14 protein-coding genes are annotated in these 20,291 nt (G+C 39.1%); 8 read left to right on the forward strand and 6 right to left on the reverse strand.

Translation table 11 applies throughout. From position 1 onward, the window contains the following. Window positions 1–89: 89 nt before the first annotated feature. The 3 genes from PMAN_RS06945 (at window position 90) to PMAN_RS06955 (ending at window position 2,671) form a co-directional block, all read left to right on the forward strand. Window positions 90–788 (forward strand): CoA transferase subunit A, encoded by a 699-nt coding sequence (locus tag PMAN_RS06945; RefSeq protein WP_006794184.1) that lies wholly within the window; start codon window positions 90–92, stop codon window positions 786–788. A 14-nt stretch (window positions 789–802) separates the two neighbouring features. Next, entirely contained in the window at window positions 803–1,459 is a 657-nt protein-coding gene (locus PMAN_RS06950) for a 3-oxoacid CoA-transferase subunit B (RefSeq protein ID WP_006794183.1), read from the forward strand. A 330-nt stretch (window positions 1,460–1,789) separates the two neighbouring features. Next, window positions 1,790–2,671 carry a LysR family transcriptional regulator gene (locus PMAN_RS06955; RefSeq protein ID WP_010557395.1) on the forward strand — a complete coding sequence of 294 codons (882 nt, stop codon included), beginning with the start codon at window positions 1,790–1,792 and terminating at the stop codon, window positions 2,669–2,671. A 1,003-nt stretch (window positions 2,672–3,674) separates the two neighbouring features. Here the strand turns inward: PMAN_RS06955 and msrA are convergent. Then, window positions 3,675–4,964 carry a peptide-methionine (S)-S-oxide reductase MsrA gene (msrA, locus tag PMAN_RS06960; protein WP_010557396.1) on the reverse strand — a complete coding sequence of 430 codons (1,290 nt, stop codon included), beginning with the start codon at window positions 4,962–4,964 and terminating at the stop codon, window positions 3,675–3,677. A gap of 245 nt (window positions 4,965–5,209) precedes the next feature. On the opposite strand from msrA, the gene pxpB reads away from it, so the two are divergent. From pxpB to PMAN_RS06980, 4 genes are all read left to right on the forward strand, one after another. Beyond that, on the forward strand, window positions 5,210–5,860 hold the full coding sequence (gene pxpB, locus PMAN_RS06965; protein ID WP_010557397.1) for a 5-oxoprolinase subunit PxpB: 651 nt from the start codon (window positions 5,210–5,212) through the stop codon (window positions 5,858–5,860). A gap of 3 nt (window positions 5,861–5,863) precedes the next feature. Next, window positions 5,864–6,793, forward strand: coding sequence for a 5-oxoprolinase subunit C family protein (locus tag PMAN_RS06970; RefSeq protein ID WP_010557398.1), 930 nt, complete (start codon window positions 5,864–5,866; stop codon window positions 6,791–6,793). A 320-nt stretch (window positions 6,794–7,113) separates the two neighbouring features. Next, window positions 7,114–8,787: an asparagine synthase B gene (gene asnB / locus PMAN_RS06975; RefSeq protein ID WP_010557399.1), complete on the forward strand. Its 1,674-nt coding sequence runs from the start codon at window positions 7,114–7,116 to the stop codon at window positions 8,785–8,787. Between the two features lie 376 nt (window positions 8,788–9,163). After that, window positions 9,164–10,744, forward strand: a complete 1,581-nt coding sequence (locus PMAN_RS06980; RefSeq protein ID WP_010557400.1) for a BCCT family transporter — start codon at window positions 9,164–9,166, stop codon at window positions 10,742–10,744. A 56-nt stretch (window positions 10,745–10,800) separates the two neighbouring features. Here PMAN_RS06980 and PMAN_RS06985 read toward each other — a convergent pair whose 3' ends face one another. The 5 genes from PMAN_RS06985 to trhO form a co-directional block, all read right to left on the reverse strand. Next, a complete protein-coding gene (locus tag PMAN_RS06985) occupies window positions 10,801–11,505 on the reverse strand; it encodes a 3'-5' exonuclease (RefSeq protein WP_010557401.1) in 705 nt (234 codons plus the stop codon). A 3-nt stretch (window positions 11,506–11,508) separates the two neighbouring features. Continuing rightward, entirely contained in the window at window positions 11,509–13,404 is a 1,896-nt protein-coding gene (locus tag PMAN_RS06990) for a DUF294 nucleotidyltransferase-like domain-containing protein (protein ID WP_010557402.1), read from the reverse strand. Between the two features lie 88 nt (window positions 13,405–13,492). Beyond that, window positions 13,493–16,573 (reverse strand): efflux RND transporter permease subunit, encoded by a 3,081-nt coding sequence (locus PMAN_RS06995; protein WP_010557403.1) that lies wholly within the window; start codon window positions 16,571–16,573, stop codon window positions 13,493–13,495. A 2-nt stretch (window positions 16,574–16,575) separates the two neighbouring features. Further along, window positions 16,576–17,589, reverse strand: coding sequence for an efflux RND transporter periplasmic adaptor subunit (locus PMAN_RS07000; protein ID WP_010557404.1), 1,014 nt, complete (start codon window positions 17,587–17,589; stop codon window positions 16,576–16,578). A 171-nt stretch (window positions 17,590–17,760) separates the two neighbouring features. Further along, window positions 17,761–18,768, reverse strand: a complete 1,008-nt coding sequence (gene trhO, locus PMAN_RS07005) for an oxygen-dependent tRNA uridine(34) hydroxylase TrhO (protein WP_010557405.1) — start codon at window positions 18,766–18,768, stop codon at window positions 17,761–17,763. A 198-nt stretch (window positions 18,769–18,966) separates the two neighbouring features. On the opposite strand from trhO, the gene PMAN_RS07010 reads away from it, so the two are divergent. Beyond that, on the forward strand, window positions 18,967–20,289 hold the full coding sequence (locus PMAN_RS07010) for a DEAD/DEAH box helicase (RefSeq protein WP_010557406.1): 1,323 nt from the start codon (window positions 18,967–18,969) through the stop codon (window positions 20,287–20,289). Window positions 20,290–20,291 lie beyond the last annotated feature (2 nt).

A 20,291-nucleotide genomic window follows, 5' to 3' on the forward strand; every position in this document is an offset into this window, starting at 1 on the left:
TAACTACTTTTTAGCCTATATATTACTTAAGTAAGTGTAAAACGAAGGTAAATAGTTAACAAAATTTAGCACACAATGAGGAGAGACTCATGGCCGGTTTTGATAAGGTGGTTTCAAGCTACGAAGCTGCAATGGAAGGGTTGAAAGACGGTGATACCATTATTGCCGGTGGTTTTGGTTTATGTGGAATACCTGAAGGTTTAATAAAGCAAATTAAAAAGATGAACACAAAAGAGTTAACCGTTGTATCTAACAACTGCGGTGTTGATGATTTTGGTTTAGGTATTTTATTGCAAGATAAACAAATAAAAAAAGTAATTGCCTCGTATGTTGGAGAAAACGCCCTATTTGAGCAGCAATTATTAAATGGCGAAATAGATGTTGAGCTTACGCCACAAGGAACACTTGCAGAAAAAATGCGCGCTGGTGGTGCCGGTATTCCCGCATTTTATACCGCTACAGGTTACGGTACGCCCGTTGCAGAGGGTAAAGATGTAAAAGAATTTGATGGTCGCCCTTACATTTTAGAAGAGTCTATCACGGGTGAATTTGCCATTGTGAAAGCGTGGAAGGCTGACCGGTATGGAAACCTGGTATTTAGACATACCGCAATGAACTTTAACCCAATGGCTGCAACAGCAGGAAAAATTACTGTGGCAGAAGTGGAAGAAATCGTCGAGCCGGGTGAACTTGAACCAAGCCAAATCCACACCCCTGGTATTTATGTAAATCGCGTGATTAAAGGTAACTTTGAAAAACGCATTGAACGTGTAACAACACGAGATTGAGCAGGAGCAAAGTAATGGCATTATCACGTGAACAAGTTGCAATGCGCGTTGCGCAAGAACTACAAGATGGTTACTACGTTAATTTGGGCATAGGAATTCCGACACTCGTCGCAAACTATGTACCTGATGATATTGAAGTTATGCTACAGTCAGAAAATGGCCTATTAGGTATGGGGCAATACCCAACTAAAGCTGAGCTTGATGCTGATATGATTAACGCGGGTAAAGAAACCGTGACAGCAGCCACAGGTGCTGCCATATTTAATAGTGCAGATAGTTTTGCCATGATACGGGGTGGTCATGTAGACTTAACAGTTCTTGGTGCTTTTGAAGTTGACCAGAACGGTAACATCGCGTCATGGATGATCCCCAAAAAGCTTATTAAAGGCATGGGCGGCGCAATGGACTTAGTTGCTGGCGCAAAAAATATAATTGTTACAATGACCCATGCCAGTAAGCATGGTGAATCTAAGCTTCTTGAAGCATGTAGTTTACCGCTTACCGGTGTAAATTGCGTAAAGAAAATAGTAACAGATTTAGCCGTTTTAGAAGTTAAAGACGGCGCATTTCATTTAATAGAGCGTGCACCTGGTGTATCTGTAGATGAAATTATTAGCAAAACAGCAGGTAAATTACTTGTTGACGGTGAAGTACCAGAAATGGTTTTATAAGATTATTATATAGTTAACTTTACCCTGTACCGACCTCATTCCCAGTGCCAATGGCGCTGAGTTACCCAAAATCCCTCGTAAGAGGGATTTTTTTTGCTATCAATACTATTTTTATGGTTAATTAATACACGCTTAATAAATTATTATCTATAATAGATGCATAAATACTGTGTTATTTAGCTAGAGCTATTGCACTAATTTGTTGTTATGATGCACCAAAATTGTGAAGCTGCCCTATCAATAAAATTAAGTTATTGATAGTATTGAATAATAACATTTGGATCGATATTTGCCTGTACAGGTAATCTAAACATTTAAACACTGGAAAACATGCAAACTCCTATTCGTGGTCTTCGTTCTTTTTGCTTTGCAGCAAGAAGCCTAAGTTTTAAGCATGCAGCCAATGAGCTGTACTTAACACCGTCGGCGGTAAGCCACCAAATAAAACAACTAGAAGAACAACTTGGTATAGAGCTTTTTCATCGTAAAACACGTTCGATTAGCCTAACTACGGCTGGAAAAAACTTTTTTGATGCGATCTCCCCTATCATTACTATGTTAGAAGGTACCATTAATGAGTTTAGTCAATTACAACAAAACACAAATATCACGATTACTTTACCCGAGTTTTTTGCCAGTGAATTGCTGATGCCGAAATTAAGCGAATGGACCACTCAGCATCCTAATATTAATTTGCAAATGGACACGCTTAAAACACGTAAAGAACTTACCCGCCATAGTGATTTGTCTATTGTGCTTTCGTCAAGTAAGCCAACTGAGGGCGCAGTCACTGAGCTATTTAATTTAGAATACATTCCTGCATGTAATAAAAAATTACTTGAACAGTGGAAAAACAACGATTTACAAGCACTGAACCAAGTACCACTAATTTTACACAAAGCACGCCCTTGGGCATGGCACCAGTGGGCTGAAAAAGTGGGCATAGATGATTTTTCGCCTACGCAAATTATTCAGATAGATAGTATGTTTGGTGTTGCACGTGCCGCACAGCAAGGTATGGGGATTGCACTTATTCCTCTACCTATAAGCCAAAGCTGGTTAGACGAGCAATGGTTATATAAATTGTTTGAACAGCCATTAACGACTAAAGATAAATATTATTTGGTTCAACACGACTCAAATGTAGCCAACCACCCTCTAGATCTGTTTGCTAAATGGGTAGTTGATACTTTTAGAAAAACCCAAGAATAATGATTTTAGTTCACACTTAGTTAATTTATTTACTGTATAAACCACAAAAAATTCACATTAAATTAATGTAAAAGCCAACTTATTATCAATGAGTTGGCTTTTTTGTTATTTAATTTTTATGGTTTAAATTTTTTCACTTATCAGTTTTATTTTTATCGTTTGTTTGTATTTAGGAAACAACATAAAGTCTATTTAACGAAAACATTTAATAACTAGATGAGTTGTTATTTAAATAACTAAGTTTGAAACCAATTTAGTTTTTATGACTCAAATAAATGTAAAAAAGAATCTTTATATTGTGTGTGAAGATGTTGTCAGTGTGAAAAACAGTTCAAGTTAGGTGGTGACTTAGTTTGGGCTGTTTTTATTCTCTCCAGCAGCCACATAATATTAAAATCTGCTTTTAGCAGTAAACGAATCTTTATTGTGTGTGAAGATGTTGTCAGTGTGAAAAGCAGTTCAAGTTAGGTGGTGACTTAGTTTGGGCTGTTTTTATTCTCTCCAACAGCCACATAATATTAAAATCTGCTTTTGGCAGTAAATGAATCTTTATTGTGTGTGAAGATGTTGTCAGTGTGAAAAGCAGTTCAAATTAGGTGGTGACTTAGTTTGGGCTGTTTTTATTCTCTCCAACGGCCACATAATATAAAAATCTGCTTTTGGCAGTAAACGAATCTTTATTGTGTGTGAAGATGTTGTCAGTTTGAAAAGCAGTTCAAGTTAGGTGGTGACTTAGTTTGGGCTGTTTTTATTTTTCAACAAAAGTGAATAATATTAAAATCTGCTTTTGGCAGTAAATGAATCTTTATTGTGTGTGAAGATGTTGTCAGTTTGAAAAGCAGTTCAAGTTAGGTGGTGACTTAGTTTGGGCTGTTTTTATTTTTCAACAAAAGTGAACCACTTAGTAAATATTTATAAAGCCCTCAATTAATGAGGGCTTTTTTGTACTTGTTTCTTTACTAGTCGAAACACCAATTGTAGACCGATAGGTTTATATGCGGTATTAGCTATTATCTCGAGGGACAAAGTCTAATACGGTTGCGTTTATACAATATCTATCTTTTCCTCTAGGCCCCTCACCCGGAAATAAATGCCCCAGGTGAATACCTGTGCTTTTAGACCTTAATTCTATGCGTTGCATGCCCCAACTATTGTCCTCGTGTTCGGTTACACTGTTTTTAACAGGGTGCGTAAACGACAGCCAACCTGTACCAGAATTAAAACGATCTCGAGTGTCAAATAAAGCCTCACCACTGAGCTTATCGACAAAGGTGCCATCGGGTGTGTTTTTAAATATTTTATATTCTTTACAATATGGGCGATCTGTTTTTGCATTAAATGCAACTTTATAAGCTTCACTATCTCCTAATTTAAATGCACCTAATGCTTTGTAAAACGTCTCACGGCTTGCGTAGCCTTGGCGACCATATACTTCTTCACCATTTTCTAAAAATAGAATTGTGGGTGTTGCCCATGTCGCTGATTTAATGGTTAACCCATCTAATTGATCTGCGTATCTAAATGACAAAGGGATGGTGCCTTTGTAGTCATTTGCCACCTCTTTTTTAAACTTCTCGCAGTAAGGGCAATAGTCTCGAGAGTCTATTATCACTATTTGTTTACCCACTAATAATGCAGTGTTGTCTTTCGTTTTAACTGGTACTGGTTCGAAAACCACACCAGTAGAATGATCAGGGCAATAACCATTAGGATTTTTTTGCAAATAATTTTGGTGGTATTCTTCAGCTGCTACAAAGCCCTCAAGTGGCTTGATAACGGTGACTATATTTCCATACCCAGCATTGGTTAATAATTGTTGGTATTGCGCTTTAACCTTTAACGCTGTGTCTTTTTGCGCATCGTTGCTCGTTAATATAATAGATCGATATTGCGTACCAATGTCATTACCTTGTTTGTTTAACTGAGTAGGGTCGTGACTTTCAAAGTAATTTTTAAGTAACTCTTGCGCAGAAATAATATTGCTGTTGTAAGTCACTTTCACTACTTCAGCGAAATTGTTTTCGTCAAAGCGGCGTGATTGCTTAGTAATATTTTTGTAAGTAGCCTCAAACCCATTGCCATCTGCATAACCAGATTCTGCATCAATTACTCCATCTAGCGCTTCATAGCGTTTTTCTGCGCCCCAAAAACACCCCGATCCTAGTACAAGGCTTTCTACATGCATACTGGCTGCTACATCGCTTTGTTCGACCTTTTCCATCGATAAAGCAAACGCGCCTGCGCTAAATATAATTGCAGCGCCCGATAAATATAATAAATGCTGATAATTCATAATGTACCTCTAAACAAGTCCGTACTAATTAAGACCATTTAAATTTAATTATTATTTCAAACGTCGTGCTTATTTATTACGAGGCTAAACATATAAAGTTTACTTTTAAATCTAATTGACAATAAGATTTAAATTTAAGTGTGTTAACAATTTTGCATAAATGTTCTGTGTTGGTCTCAAGGGTATAAATAATTAATTAAATATGTGATAGGTTTGCTTAATGATGTTCGAATTAGGTTTTACTAATGCAAAATCCTCACGTTTACGCTTTATCAAACAATAGCTTATTGCTTGATGCATCTCACTTAAGCACGAGCGGAACACTCAGTATTCAAAAAAAAATTTGGTCTTTAGCAAATCACTGTAAAAAAGATAATTCATTTATTGATATTGTTCCCGCTATGAACTCACTCACTTTATATTTAAAGCAAGATATTGAGTTAGCTAAATGGCTTGAGCAATTACCAGCTATTTGGAATAACATTAAACCTAATGAGTTCGTAGCTAAACACCACAAAATTAAAACGCATTATAACGGCGCAGACCTAAACTACGTGGCAAACTTTCATAGTTTAAGCATTGATGACGTCATTAACCTTCACAGTGAGCCCCAGTACGCTGTTTTATTTTTGGGGTTTCAACCTGGTTTTGCATACTTAAATGGACTAAACAAGCAACTTTTTACACCAAGACGCTCAGAACCTCGTCTTAAAGTACCTAAAGGGTCTGTCGCTATTGGTGCTGAGCAAACAGCAATTTACCCGGCAGATTCGCCTGGTGGCTGGCATATTATTGGCCAAACTGACATACCATTATTTGATGCAACGCAAAAAAGCCCATGCTTAATTCAGCCTGGTGACACGCTCGAATTTATACCTGTATCTGTGGGGAAATAAATAATGATTAAAGTTATTAAAAGTGGCCCATTACTGAGCATCCAGGATTTTGGACGTAACGGATACCGACATTTAGGCGTTAGCCAGTCTGGCAGCTTAGACCCTTACGCACAAACCATAGCAAACTGCCTTTTAAATAATGATAAAAACGCCGCTGTTCTTGAGGTAACCGTTGGCTTGTGCGAACTTGCGTTTGAATGCAACACTGTTATTGCCTTATTTGGTGCTGATTTAAATGCAACACTTGATGAAAAACCGATTTATCCAGGTTGGACATATAATATTAAACAAAAACAGGTGCTAAAATTTTCAACCGGCAGAGCAGGATTAAGAGCCTACATTGCCGTTAAAGGAGGGATTCAAAGCCCGGTTGTTATGAACTCTAAAGCAACTGACTTAAATGCTTGTTTTGGCGGACTAAATGGCAAATCGCTCATAGCCGGTGACACTATTAAAATAACCCCTTACCAATCAGAATTTACTCAATGCGGTGCACTAATGCCGCCAAAACGTAAAATTGTTCGCGTATACCCAAGCCCTCATGCAAAACTTTTCTCAAAACAGATCATTAATGGGTTTACTCAGTCGTCGTTTAAAGTGAGTCACAATAGTAACCGCATGGGTGTTAGGCTTCAAAGTGATAATTATTCTTTAACCCACTCACACTCATTGCCTTCTCTTGCTGTAAGCCCCGGAAGTATTCAACTTCCACCAAATGGAGAACCCATTGTTTTGTTAAACGATGCGCAAACAACGGGGGGTTACCCCTTATTAGGCACCGTAATTGAAGCAGATTTGCATCAATTTGCGCAATACAGACCACTAGATACAATTGAATTTGAATATGTGACGTTTAAGCAAGCATTACACGCCAAACAAAAGCTCGACGGTCATTTAAACCAGTTAAACATTGCACTTAAAAACAAACGTTAAGCAATAATTAGTTACGTTGAACATTAACTAATTAGCAGTTGCTTATTGCACCACTGTGTTACAAAAACGAGCCGTCTGTAAAGCAAGCTCACTTGGATAACTCACTAATAGTACAGAGTTTGAACAATGGAATTGGTGCAAAAATAATCATAGTTACTCCTTGTTCACTAACAAGGTGCGGTCACTTAAACATTGGTGCATAAATTATTCTTAATTAATTGCAAAAGCTATGTGACTTGAGTAAATATTTCTGATAAAACAAGGGTTCGCAGTTCAGCAAAGTGGCTGATCTGCACACATAATAGGAATGAGGAGTTACTATGTGTTCAATCTTTGGGGTATTAGATATTAAATCTGATCCCGCTCAATTGCGAACTCAAGCAATTGAAATGTCAAAATTACTACGACACCGAGGCCCAGATTGGTCTGGTGTTTATGCGTCTGAAAAAGCAATTTTAGTTCACGAACGTCTTGCAATTGTTGGCGTATCTAGTGGTGCGCAACCTTTATACAACCCTGAAAAAACGCATATTTTAGCGGTAAACGGGGAAATATATAATCACAAAGAGTTAGCTGCAAACTTAAACACTGATTTTACTTTTCAGACACAGTCTGACTGTGAAGTAATATTAGCGCTGTATAAACAAAAAGGTCCTGAGTTTTTAGATGACTTAAACGGTATTTTTGCATTTTGCTTATACGATGAAGAAAATGACGCCTACTTAATTGGTCGCGATCACATTGGTATTATACCGCTATACACTGGCCACGACGAGCACGGTAACTTTTATGTTGCATCTGAGCTAAAAGCACTTTCTCCAATTTGTAAACATATTGAAGAATTTCCTCCTGGTCATTACCTTTACAGTAAAGATGGTGAATTAAAGCCTTATTACAAACGTGATTGGCAAACGTTCGACGCAGTGAAAGATAACAGTGCAGAGTCATCAGATGTGAAAGACGCACTAGAGGCAGCCGTTAAACGCCAACTTATGTGTGATGTACCTTACGGTGTATTACTATCTGGCGGATTAGACTCATCGGTTATTTCTGCTATTACACAGCGTTTTGCAGCTAAACGTATTGAAGATAACGACGAAAGTGATGCTTGGTGGCCTAAGCTTCACTCGTTTTCAGTGGGTCTTGAAGGTTCACCCGATTTAGCGGCAGCTCAAAAGGTAGCCGACATGATTGGGACAGTGCACCACCCTATCATTTTTACTATTCAAGAAGGTATTGATGCGCTTCGTGAAGTTATTTACCACATAGAAACTTATGATGTAACCACTATTCGTGCATCAACCCCTATGTATTTAATGGCTCGTCAAATTAAAGCCATGGGTATTAAAATGGTTCTTTCTGGTGAGGGTGCAGATGAATTATTTGGTGGTTACTTATACTTCCATAAAGCGCCAAATGCACAAGAGTTTCATGAAGAGTTAAACCGTAAAGTATCTAAACTTCATATGTTTGACTGCCTGCGCGCTAATAAGTCAATGGCCGCATGGGGTGTTGAAGCCCGCGTACCATTCTTAGACAAAGAATTTGTTGATGTTGCTATGCGCATCAATCCTGAAGCTAAAATGTGTAAAGAAGGCAAAATTGAAAAGCATATTTTACGTGAAGGCTTTGGTGGCTACCTACCTGATGAAGTTTTATGGCGCCAAAAAGAACAGTTTTCTGATGGTGTTGGCTACAGCTGGATAGATACATTAAAAGAGTATGTTGAAGAGCAAGTAAGCGATCAAGACCTCGCTAACGCTAAGTTTAAATACCCTATTAATACCCCTGATTCAAAAGAAGCTTATTACTACCGTGCTATATTTGAGTCGCACTTCCCAGGTGACGCCTCGGCTAAGTGTGTACCACACGGTAAGTCAGTCGCTTGCTCGACACCAGAAGCACTTGCTTGGGATGAATCATTCCAAAATAATGCGGACCCTTCTGGTCGTGCAGCGGGCGTACACAACGACGCTTACACAGGTAAAAAATAAGCACTAACGTATACACTGCATAAGTTTTATGCAGTGTATAAACTTCCACCACCCCGTTAGGTTCATTTCCTTCTTCAACTTACTAGACTGCTTGGTCTATAAATAATTACTTTAATTATAGTTTAAGTTCTAAGCTTATAGTTTTTATCTACCTACTATTATTTTTTTAAATAGCTATTTTTATGGCTAACATTACCCTTAAAACACGCTATTTTAACTATTTGTTACTTTTATCGTTTATGTAGCTGCGTATCATCTGTAAGATAGAAAAATAAATAGTTAGTCTTCAAATTATTTTTTATTCTCAGTATATAGACTAATGTATTTAATGGGCGGCTGGATAACCAGTTATTTATAATTACAAAAGAGGTATTGCATGAAGGAAAATCATGACAAATATAGTATTGATAATACAGATTACACCGTAGGACAGGATAACGTCCAAAAGTGGGGGTTTGATATTCATAACCCTGTTTTTGGGATTAGTGCGGGTCTTATTATTTTATTTTTAGTTGCCTTACTTGTCACCGAGCCACAAACAGCTAAAACTGCACTCGATACTATTAAATTCGATATTATTAATAACTTTGATGCGCTATTTATGTGGGCTGCTAACTTTTTCGTCGTTTTCTGTTTAGCGCTTATTGTATCTCCATACGGAAATATACGCTTGGGAGGAATTGAAGCTAAACCCTCTCATACTCGCCTTTCATGGCTTGCAATGTTATTTGCCGCTGGTATGGGTATTGGCCTTATGTTTTGGGGTGTAGCAGAACCCGTCGCTTATTATACTGGCTGGTACGAAACACCACTGAACGTTGCAGCAAACACACCAGAAGCTGCAAAATTAGCCATGGGCGCAACCATGTTCCACTGGGGTCTTCATCCGTGGGCAATTTATGCAGTGGTTAGTTTATCTCTGGCTTTTTTTGCTTACAATAAGGGGCTCCCGCTTTCAATCCGTTCGATTTTTTATCCGATTTTAGGTGATAAAGCGTGGGGATGGCCGGGACATATTATTGATATTTTAGCTGTTTTGGCTACCTTATTTGGATTAGCAACTTCGTTAGGTTTAGGTGCGCAGCAAGCCTCAGCGGGGATAAACCATGTATTTGGTTTAGAAGGCGGTATTGGCTCACAAATTTTAGTTATTGTAGGGGTTACTTTATTAGCCGTTATATCCGTTGTTCGCGGTATTGATGGCGGTGTAAAGCTATTAAGTAATATAAACATGCTGATAGCGTTTGTATTACTGTTGTTTGTTTGCCTAGTTGGATTTGCTGTAGCTATGGGGAATGTTCCAAATACAGTAATGGGGTATGTAGAAAACATTATTCCTTTGAGTAACCCACACGGCCGTGAAGACGAAACATGGATGCACGGTTGGACTGTATTTTACTGGGCATGGTGGATTTCGTGGTCACCGTTTGTTGGTATGTTTATAGCCCGTGTTTCACGCGGACGCACTATTCGTGAATTCTTAATCGCTGTATTACTTATTCCAACTTTAGTAACGGTATTGTGGATGTCTATCTACGGTGGTATTGCAATTGATCAAATTATCAATGGTGTTGGCGCGCTTGGGCTTAATGGCTTAACTGAAGTCCCTTTAGCAATGTTTCACATGCTGGATGAACTGCCGCTTTCAAATATATTATCGTTTATTGCGATTGTTCTTGTACTTGTGTTTTTTATTACCTCGTCAGACTCTGGGTCGTTAGTAATCGATTCTATTACAGCCGGTGGTAAGATTGACGCTCCCGTTCCCCAGCGTATATTTTGGGCTACGGTTGAGGGCGCCATTGCTGCTGCGCTACTTTGGATTGGCGGAACACAAGCCATTGAAGCTTTACAAGCGGGTGCTGTGTCAACAGGTTTACCATTTACGTTTGTGCTTTTACTTATGTGTGTGAGCTTATTATTAGGTTTAAGAACTGAGCCTCGCCCAGTTAAGTAATAAATTAACAACAATAAAAAACGCCGCATTTTTGCGGCGTTTTTATTTATATATGTTCAGCTCCATATAGTGCACAACGGTGTTTCTTCTGTGTAATGATGGCGCAATTGAGCTTGTAAAAGCTCAGCGGTTGCAAGCGCATCGGTTAACGCATGATGCCCTTCATAAGCAGGTAGAGAATAACGTTTACGACAGTCATTTAGCCTTAGCGATCCCAGTTTAGTGTTAAATAGCAGCCCTATTAAGCCTTGTTTTGCTTTGAGGGCTCTTCGCTCAAGTTCCATGGTATCTACAACCATAAACTCAATATGCTCTTTTAATCGCAATAATAAGGCACTATTAAAAAAGCCACGTTCTATTGCCGCATAGTGAACAACAATCACCTTAGAACGCAAAGCATCAAGTAAAGGGGCTATAATGTTGTCAAAGTCAGGCGCGTTATCAACATCGTTATGAGTAATACCGTGGATCACAATAGATGATTCACTTAGGTTTCGTCTTGGCTGAACCACCCAATGTTTACTCTGTTTACAGTATATTCGCGCTAATGTGAATGGCACTAACCCCACACTCACAATATCATCTGTTTTACTATTAAGCCCAGTTGTTTCAAAATCTAATGCAACAAAAGGAATGTCTTTTACAGAAGCGCTAGCATCACTAAATGTAGATAAATAAAACTCTTTTAGTAAGTTGTTTTGCGCATCATCGGCAAGCTGAGCATAACGTGTATTCCAGTTTTTAACTTCTTTGAAAAACATAGATTATTTCACACCCGAGTGTGCGGTATAACAAAATTTAAGGTAATTTTGCGCCTTATCTAGAATAGCAAAAGCATCTTTTAAATGACGCTGTTCAAATGGAGAAAGTAGATGCGGATCAAGATTATTGTCGGGTACTTCACCCTGCTCAATTTGCCATGCCTGATGACGTATACGGGTCATCGAAATGTACTCTAACGCATCACGTAAGTCTTGCGCTTTGCCTGCAGGCAAAACATTGGCTTCTATAATATCTTCTAGGCGATCAAATGAATTTTGCTTACGAGATCCAATGGCAAGTGCATGGACGCGAACAACATCACTTAATGGCGCTGTGCCACGTCGTTTTAAATTCATAGATTTTTGATGCTGCCCATTGTGTTCTAGAACAAACCCTTTAAAAAAACCAAGTGGAGGTGTTCTATTACGAGCATTTGCTGCCATATTTGCTAGAAACAGTCTGTTATTTGCACTGTGTTTAGCAATATATGTTTTTAACTCATTAGCCCATTTTGTTTTACCCCACACACCGTCTAAATCAAAAAATATAGAACTGTTAAGTAAAGCCTGTGGTTTGGGTTCAGCAATCCATTGGGCAAATTGCTCAAACCATTGGTCCTGTGTTTTTCGCCACTTCTTGAATGACGCCATAATTTCACCGTCGCAATAGCTATAGCCACATTGAGCTAATCCATCACAAACAAAGTCACTCAAATTTTGAAAATAAGCATTATGTTTTTCGTCGTCATAGCTATTATCTAATATAAGTGCATTGTCTTGATCGGTAACAATAAGCTGCTCATCTCTAGCCATTGAGCCTAATGCAATAAAGCAGTAGGGTACTGGCGGCGGGCCGAATTTTTCTTCTGCGAGTATTAGCAACCGTTGTTTAAATGTACGACCAATGACAGCCATTGCAGTACCAACCATATGAGAGTTTGCGTCTTCATTTACCATGCGCACAAATACACGGGGAAGCTGATTTGCGTAGTGAGCTAAGTCTTCAACAGACTGCTGAGCCAATATACCACGCACCAACAATAAGCTACTTTGCGATTCATAACGTAGAATATCTGACAGTGATATAACACCTATTGGACGTTTTTTTTGTACCACAGGAAGATGATGTAAATTATCTCTGAGCATGGCTAGCACGGCTTCAAAAATATAGTCATTTTGATCAAGTAGCACTAGGTTAGTTGACATAATAACGTGTGCGGGCGTGTTGTACTCAAGCCCCTGCGCAACAACTTTAGTACGTAAATCTTTATCAGTTATTATACCAACGACTTGCCCGTCATCTTCTTGAGGGTCGTTATTAATAGGCTTATTAACGTCGGTCACTAGCACTGACGAAACCGACTCATCGGTCATGAGCTGTGCAATATTTTTTACTGTTTCAGTTGCATCGACTGTAACAACGTCTCGGTGAAGTAACGATTTTACCTTTGCAGTCGTTAAATCGTTGCTATCGGCTTGCTCAACAATTGCTTGATGCAAACGCACATTACCATCGGTTTCAAAATAATCTGCAAAGACTTCAAATTCATTACAATACTGCAAAAATATGTCAACGTTTATACAATACACTAACGTGTCTTCAAGCGCTGTAGCCGGAAAACGTACTTTGCGATTCATCAACAAGCCCATTTGCCCAAATATTCCCGCAGTGGCCAAACGGTTATAGAGCTCGCCATCACGGCGATACATTTCAACAGCGCCACTTCTTATGATGTACAAATCGGCTATGTCTTGGCCGTATTGTAAAATATCGGTATTAGCCCTGAAGTAACTGACTTCGACTTGTTTAGCAAGTTCATCTAATGCTTTTTGAGGAAGATCATCAAAAGGAGGGTGTTGTGATAAAAATTGCGCTATTTCAATTTGTTCGCTTTGCATTATAGATCCCTACTGATTTCCAATAATGCAATTGTGGGCCTAATTAACCGTTTTTTAAAGAAAAAAGATTAATTAGGCCACTAAAGGTTTATTCTGTTTGTTCAAGCTCTTGGGCCAGCTGTTTAGTTTCATCCCCTCTTGGCTTAGTGAAACGTGCAAGTCCTAAATAGATGACTGGTGTTAAGTATAAAGTAAATAAAACAGCAAGTGAAAGACCACCAAATACAACCCAACCTATTGCATTACGTGCTTCAGCACCCGCCCCGCTTGATAAAATTAATGGCAGTGCACCAAGTAACGTAGAAACGAGTGTCATGGTGATTGGACGTAATCTTACCAGCGCAGCCTCTTCAACAGCCTCACGAACTGATAAGCCTTGGTCTCGAAGTTGATCTGCAAATTCGACTAATAAAATGGCATTTTTCGCAATTAGACCAATGAGCATCACTAGACCAATTTGCGAATAAATATTAAGAGACGTATTTGTTAAATAAAGCGCTAAAATAGCAGAGGTAATACCAAATGGAACTGTTAGCATTACCACTATCGCACTGTTTACACTTTCAAATTGAGCTGCTAATACCAGTAATACAATTAGAAAAGCCAACACGTAAGTTAAAAGTACTTCGTTTGCTGTTTCTTCAAAGGTCAGCGCTTCACCTTTAAACGCAAGGGTAATACCTTGAGGCAACGATTGCTGAGACAAATTGCGAATTTGATCGACTATATCGGCAATCGTCATACCATCCGGTAGTTCCATATCTAATTCAATAGCACGACGCTGTGCATGACGCTCAAGCTCAGCGGCTACTCCTTCTTCACTAATATTAGCTAAGCTACTAATAGGCACTAACCTCCCTTGCGAACTTGCCACATAGAGGTTTGCTAAATCACTTGGGTCTTGAATAACTTGGTTTTGTACTTGCAGCATGATGGGTATTGATTGGTCGCCAATGTTGAGATCAGCAACATCATCCCCATTGATGGCAGCACGGAGTGTAATTGAGATATCACTTAGCGATACACCCAACTCTTCGGCTCTTCGCCTATCAATATTTACACGTAATTGTGGCTGTGATGGCTGATAAGAGACTCTTACTGGCGCAGTACCCGGGATTGCGTTTTCAATTTGCTTTGCAAAATCTTGTGCAGCAACAAAAATTTGTTGGTAATCTTGGCCTAATAAAGCGATTTCTATACCGCCACCTTGACCTCTAAGATTTAAACTATTAGAACCGGATGCACGACCAGCTGCTCCTGGGATTTCACCTAATGGTCCGCGAATTTTATTAATGATTTCTTGCTGGCTAAATTGACGGTCGTCCCAATGCTTTAGTGGTACTGTAATAAAAACAATATTTGGATCCCATTGCCCAACAACTGTATAAATAGATTCTATTTCACCACTTTCTACAAAAGGTAACAAAATATCTTCCATTTGCATTGCTTGCCTGTCCATAAAATTCAACCCAACACCGTCTGGGCCTCTGGCAAATATACGAATTTTCCCCCTGTCCTCTGTAGGTAATAGTTCGTTATCGAGGTTTAAATACAATGCGCCAGAACCAAAGGCTATTAATATACAAGCTATGAGCACAAGCCAAGCGCGGTTCAGAACGCTTTTAATAGTTATGCTATAAAGGCTTACTAACTTATTACCTACTTTGGCAAATGGGTGGGTGCTATGTTTTTTAAGTTTTAATTTTGAAGTCAATGCAGGGACAAGTGATAACGCAACAAAACTTGAAATAATGACTGCACCTGCAAGCACCCCGCCAAACTCTCTAAATAATCGTCCTGCCGTAGAGGGTAAAAATGCAATAGGGATAAAAACCGCAGCCAATACGGCAGTCGTTGCAACTACTGCAAAAAATACTTCTCGAGTTCCTATTACTGCTGATGCTCGCCGACCAAGCCCTAGCCCTCTTTGACGTTGTATGTTTTCACTTACAACAATTGCATCATCAACTATTAAACCTGTGGCTAAAACCAGTGCTAATAAAGTGAGTATATTAATAGAAAAACCAAGGGCCCAAATAAGTGCAAGAGATCCTATAAGCGCAACAGGTATGGCAAACGCAGGCACAAGTGTTGCGCGCCACGAACCTATAAACACCCATAACGTTATTACCACTAACAAAACTGTAAGCACTAAGGAGTTTATTACTTCATCAACAGAGCTTCTTATAAATTGAGCATCGTCTGATGTCAGCGTAAATTCGAGTTCAGGGAATCGTTCACGCATGTTGTCAAGTAACTGTAAAACTTCATCCGATATTTCAATTGTATTTGATTGCGCTTGACGAATAACCTCCATACCGATTACGGGTTTGCCATCTAAACGAACCATAGAGCGAGGATCTGCAGGGCCAAAATAGACTGATGCAATATCACCTACTCGCGTATCACCGCTAACAATAATATCTGCTACTTCATTGGGTGTAATAGAAGTAGCATCGGCTCTGACTATAACTTGTTGGTCACTTGATTTAAGGCTTCCTGCTGGTACATCAAATGGTGCTTCTCGTAAAACATCTGCCACATCAGGAATGGTAAGGTTAAAACTACTTAACTTTAATGGATCTAAGCGAACTCGCAAAACACGTTTTCGATCCCCGTTTAACCTGACATCGGCAACACCCGGTATGGTTAAAAACTGGGGAGCTAAATCGGTTTCAACGCGTTCAGTAAGGGCTTCAAGTGCTAGACTATTACTTGATACAGTGAGCGAAACAACAGCTTCTGCATCATTATCGGCCTTGATAATTGCAACACGTTCAACTTCCTCTGGTAATTCTCGTTGTACACGAGCAACAGACTCACGGGTTTCGTTAGCTGCATTATCTAAGTCTACGCCAGGGCGAAACTCAACAACAATACGTGCATTGCCTTCTTCACTTTGTGCGCGAATTGATTTAACACCACTTACACGGGCTATTGCCCCTTCTAGTTTACTGGTTACTTCTGTGTCGACCGTTTCTGGAGACCCGCCAGGAAATGAAGCCGAAACAGTTATACGTGGCCTATCAACATCTGGTAATTCTCTGACTTCAATTCCTGCAATTGCAGCTAAACCAGCAATTATTATTAGTAGATTCAAAACAACAATGAGCACTGGGCGGCGAATTGCCATTGAGGGTAGGTCTTGCATCATAGGGGAATTTTTCATTGTTATTCCTCTAAATTACTGGGATTAGCAAACGTTAATGTTTGGTTTTCGCGCAAGCGTTGGACGCCTTCAACAACCAATATGTCGTTTTCATTTAAATTGCCTGAAACTAACAATCGCCCAGCTAAGCGTTGCTCTATTTTTACATCTATGCGCTTTGCTTTTTTATCTATACTTTTCCAAACATAAGGACCTGTTGCTCCCCACATAAGTGCAGCCTCAGGCACAACAGCATATGACTCCCCTTGCATGGTAATATTAATTCGAAAACTCATACCAGGCATAAACTGCTCATTTGCATTTTCCAGTTTGGCTTTGACACGTAAGGTACGGGTTTGTGGATTTATTCGAGAATCAAGATATGAAACTTGAGCATTAATAGCTTTTGCGCTTTGCCATGGTGTTACTTCCACAATACCTTTATTTTTTAGTATTGAGACAGCTGACTCGGGGGCGTTAAAATTAATGTACAAACTGCGAGTATCATCAATTGTTGCAATGGCAGTTTGCTCTGTAATGCGATCCCCTTTTTCTACATCAGTAAGTCCCATCACACCATCAAATGGCGCAAGCACAGTTCTGTCTTCCAGATCTGTTTTAGCATTAATAAGAGCAACCTCGGCGAGTGCATGCAAAGTTTTAGCATCATCTAAGTCACTTTTAGGAATTGCTCCCTTTTTGTGACTTTCGCTGAGTCTGTTAAGTGTTCGTTGGGTATCTGCTAAGGTTATTTCTGCTTGTTGAAGAGCTGCTTTTTGTCTGCGAGAGTCAAGCTCGACTAAAACATCTCCTTCCTTTACGAAGTTACCCGGTTTAAAGTGAACGGCTGTTACTCTATCACCCACTGCAGGAAATAATATAACGGAGTGGATTGCTTCTGCATTACCTACAGCTTTAACCTCTTCTTTTGTACGTTCCGTTGTAACTTTTTGTACCATTACATTTGCACTAGATGCTGCTGTGCTAAAAATGAATAATAACAAATAGATATTTAATAGAAGTATGCGCAATTTCAAAGAACCACCTTATAAACCATTTTGCTGACCACTATACGCAGTGTAACAAAAGTGTGATCAAAATTAGCCTGTGTTAACGCTGAACACTCAACTATGCAAGATGAATAACAAATTTTAGCCAAAAAAAAGAGCCGTAAAGCTCTTTTTTATTAAGTACATTTTAAAGATGACTTACTTACCACGTTGAGCATCTTTTTGTGCTTTTTTAGCCTCTTTGCGTTGTTGAAGAACGGTCTGTGCTTCGTTACCTATATGTCCTTCACCACGAGCCTGTGCGAGCTCAATTTGTTTTTGGCGCTCTGCAAAACGGGCTCGCTGCTCATCAGTTACCTTATCAATACAATGATGACATGAAACACCCTCTAAATATTCAGGCTTTTGTTTTTCTTGTTCAGTTATAGGCATACGACACGCATGACATTGATCGTAAGAACCTTTCTGTAGGTCATGATCAACAGCAACGCGATTATCAAATACAAAACACTCGCCTTCCCACATGGTTTCTTCTTTTGGCACTTCTTCTAAGTATTTAAGAATACCACCTTCTAAGTGATAAACTTCATCAAAGCCTTGCTCTTTCATGTAAGCTGTTGATTTTTCACATCGAATACCACCTGTACAAAACATAGCAACTTTTTTATGTTTTTCAGGATCAAGGTTTTCTTTTGCCCATTGAGGGAACTCACGAAACGTTGTTGTATTTGGATCAACGGCATTTTGAAATGTGCCAATTTCAATTTCGTAATCGTTACGCGTATCAATAAGTACAACCTCGGGGTCAGAAATTAATGCATTCCAGTCTTGAGGTTTAACATAGCTTCCCACTACTTTAAGAGGATCAATTCCCTCTACGCCCATTGTTACGATTTCTTTTTTTAGTTTTACTTTTGTGCGGTAAAACGGACATTCGTCATCGTAGGATTCTTTAGTAACAATGTTTTTTAAATTTGGCTGTTCATCTAACCATGCAAGGAGGTTATCAATGCCCGCTCGTTTTGAAGAAACAGTACCATTAATTCCTTCTGCAGCTAAGAGTAATGTGCCTCGCACTTCGTTTTTTTCCATAACCTCTAGTAGAGGTTTACGTAATGCTTCAAATTCAGGTAGGCCTACAAATTTGTATAAAGCGCACACTACAAAGTGTTCGCTGGTAAGATCATCTTTATGAACAGCTGTCATTTTATTTCCTATTTTGCCTTATTAGCCAATATTGGCGTTTACCGAATCGTAAATCCGGCGCATATGGGGCGCGTATTTTACGCTTTTTTAGATTAATTGCAAAAAATAGCACCATACTTTGCTTTTTGCTGTCGGGATAAGCCATGTGTACGCTATAATGCAGCAATTAATTTAAGTTGCACATTGGAGAACATTACATTGCACTTTACTGATCTTGGGATTGATACTCGCCTTGAAACACAATTAGCACATCAAGGGATCACCCAGCCCACAGACATTCAAGCACATGCAGTGCCTACCGCACTTGCAGGGCATGACATTTTCGCTCAGTCAAAGACTGGGTCGGGCAAAACCTTGGCGTTTTTATTACCTGCAGTACAACGGGTTATGAAACAAAAAGCACTCAGTAAACGCGATCCACGTGTACTTATTGTTGCCCCTACACGCGAATTAGCCACACAAGTATTTACGCAGCTGCGTTTGTTAATAGCGGGCACGGCGATTAAAGCTGTAAAAGTATTAGGTGGTGAAAACTTTAATGACCAAATTAAAGCATTAAGGAACGACCCACAGTTTGTAGTAGCAACACCCGGTCGTTTGGCCGATCATGTTACCAAACGCTCGTTACAATTAAGTGGTTTAGAACTGCTAATTTTTGATGAAGCAGACCGTATTTTAGATCTGGGCTTTACTGAACAACTAAAGTTAATTAACGACGAAGCCAATCACCGTCTTCGCCAAACATTATTGTTTTCAGCAACCCTAGACCACGCTCAAGTAGATGCTCTTTCGCGTAATTTATTAAAAAAACCAAAACAGATCACGCTTAGTGCTGCAAATGAACAGCACAGCGATATAACACAAACACTCTACTTAGCCGACCATCTAGATCACAAAGAAGCGTTATTAGCACACTTTTTAAAGCAAGACGAAGTTGGCCAATGCATAATATTTACTGCCACCCGGGCAGATACAAGTCGTTTGAGCGAAGAACTAAACAACAAAGGATTTAAATCAGTCGCACTAGCGGGTGATTTAACACAAAGCAAACGCTTAGACATTATGGACTCGTTTAGCAGAGAAAACTTTAAAATATTAATTACCACTGATGTCGCATCCCGTGGTTTAGATTTGTTAAGCGTAACGCATGTAATTAACTTTGATTTACCAAAACATGCAGAAGAATATGTACACAGAATAGGTAGAACTGGACGTGCTGGTTTTAAAGGTACCGCTATTTCGTTAGTAGGCCCTAAAGATTGGGCTAGTTATTTAGCAATTAAATCTTTTTTAAACGATGAGCTTAAATTTGCAACTATTGACGGGCTTAAAGCTAAATTTAAGGGGATAAAAGAGAAAAAACCTGCTGCAACTGTTAAAGCTAAAAAAGTAACGCAGGTTAAAAAGCCACAAATTAAACGTAAAGCAAAACCTAAAAAACCAGCGGCCCCCATTAAAGCCCCTATGAATATCGATGGCGATTCACCAATGCGCCGTAAAAAAAAGCCTGAGCAGGAATAATT

Source organism: Pseudoalteromonas marina (assembly GCF_000238335.3).
GTDB classification, from domain to species: Bacteria; Pseudomonadota; Gammaproteobacteria; order Enterobacterales; family Alteromonadaceae; genus Pseudoalteromonas; species Pseudoalteromonas marina.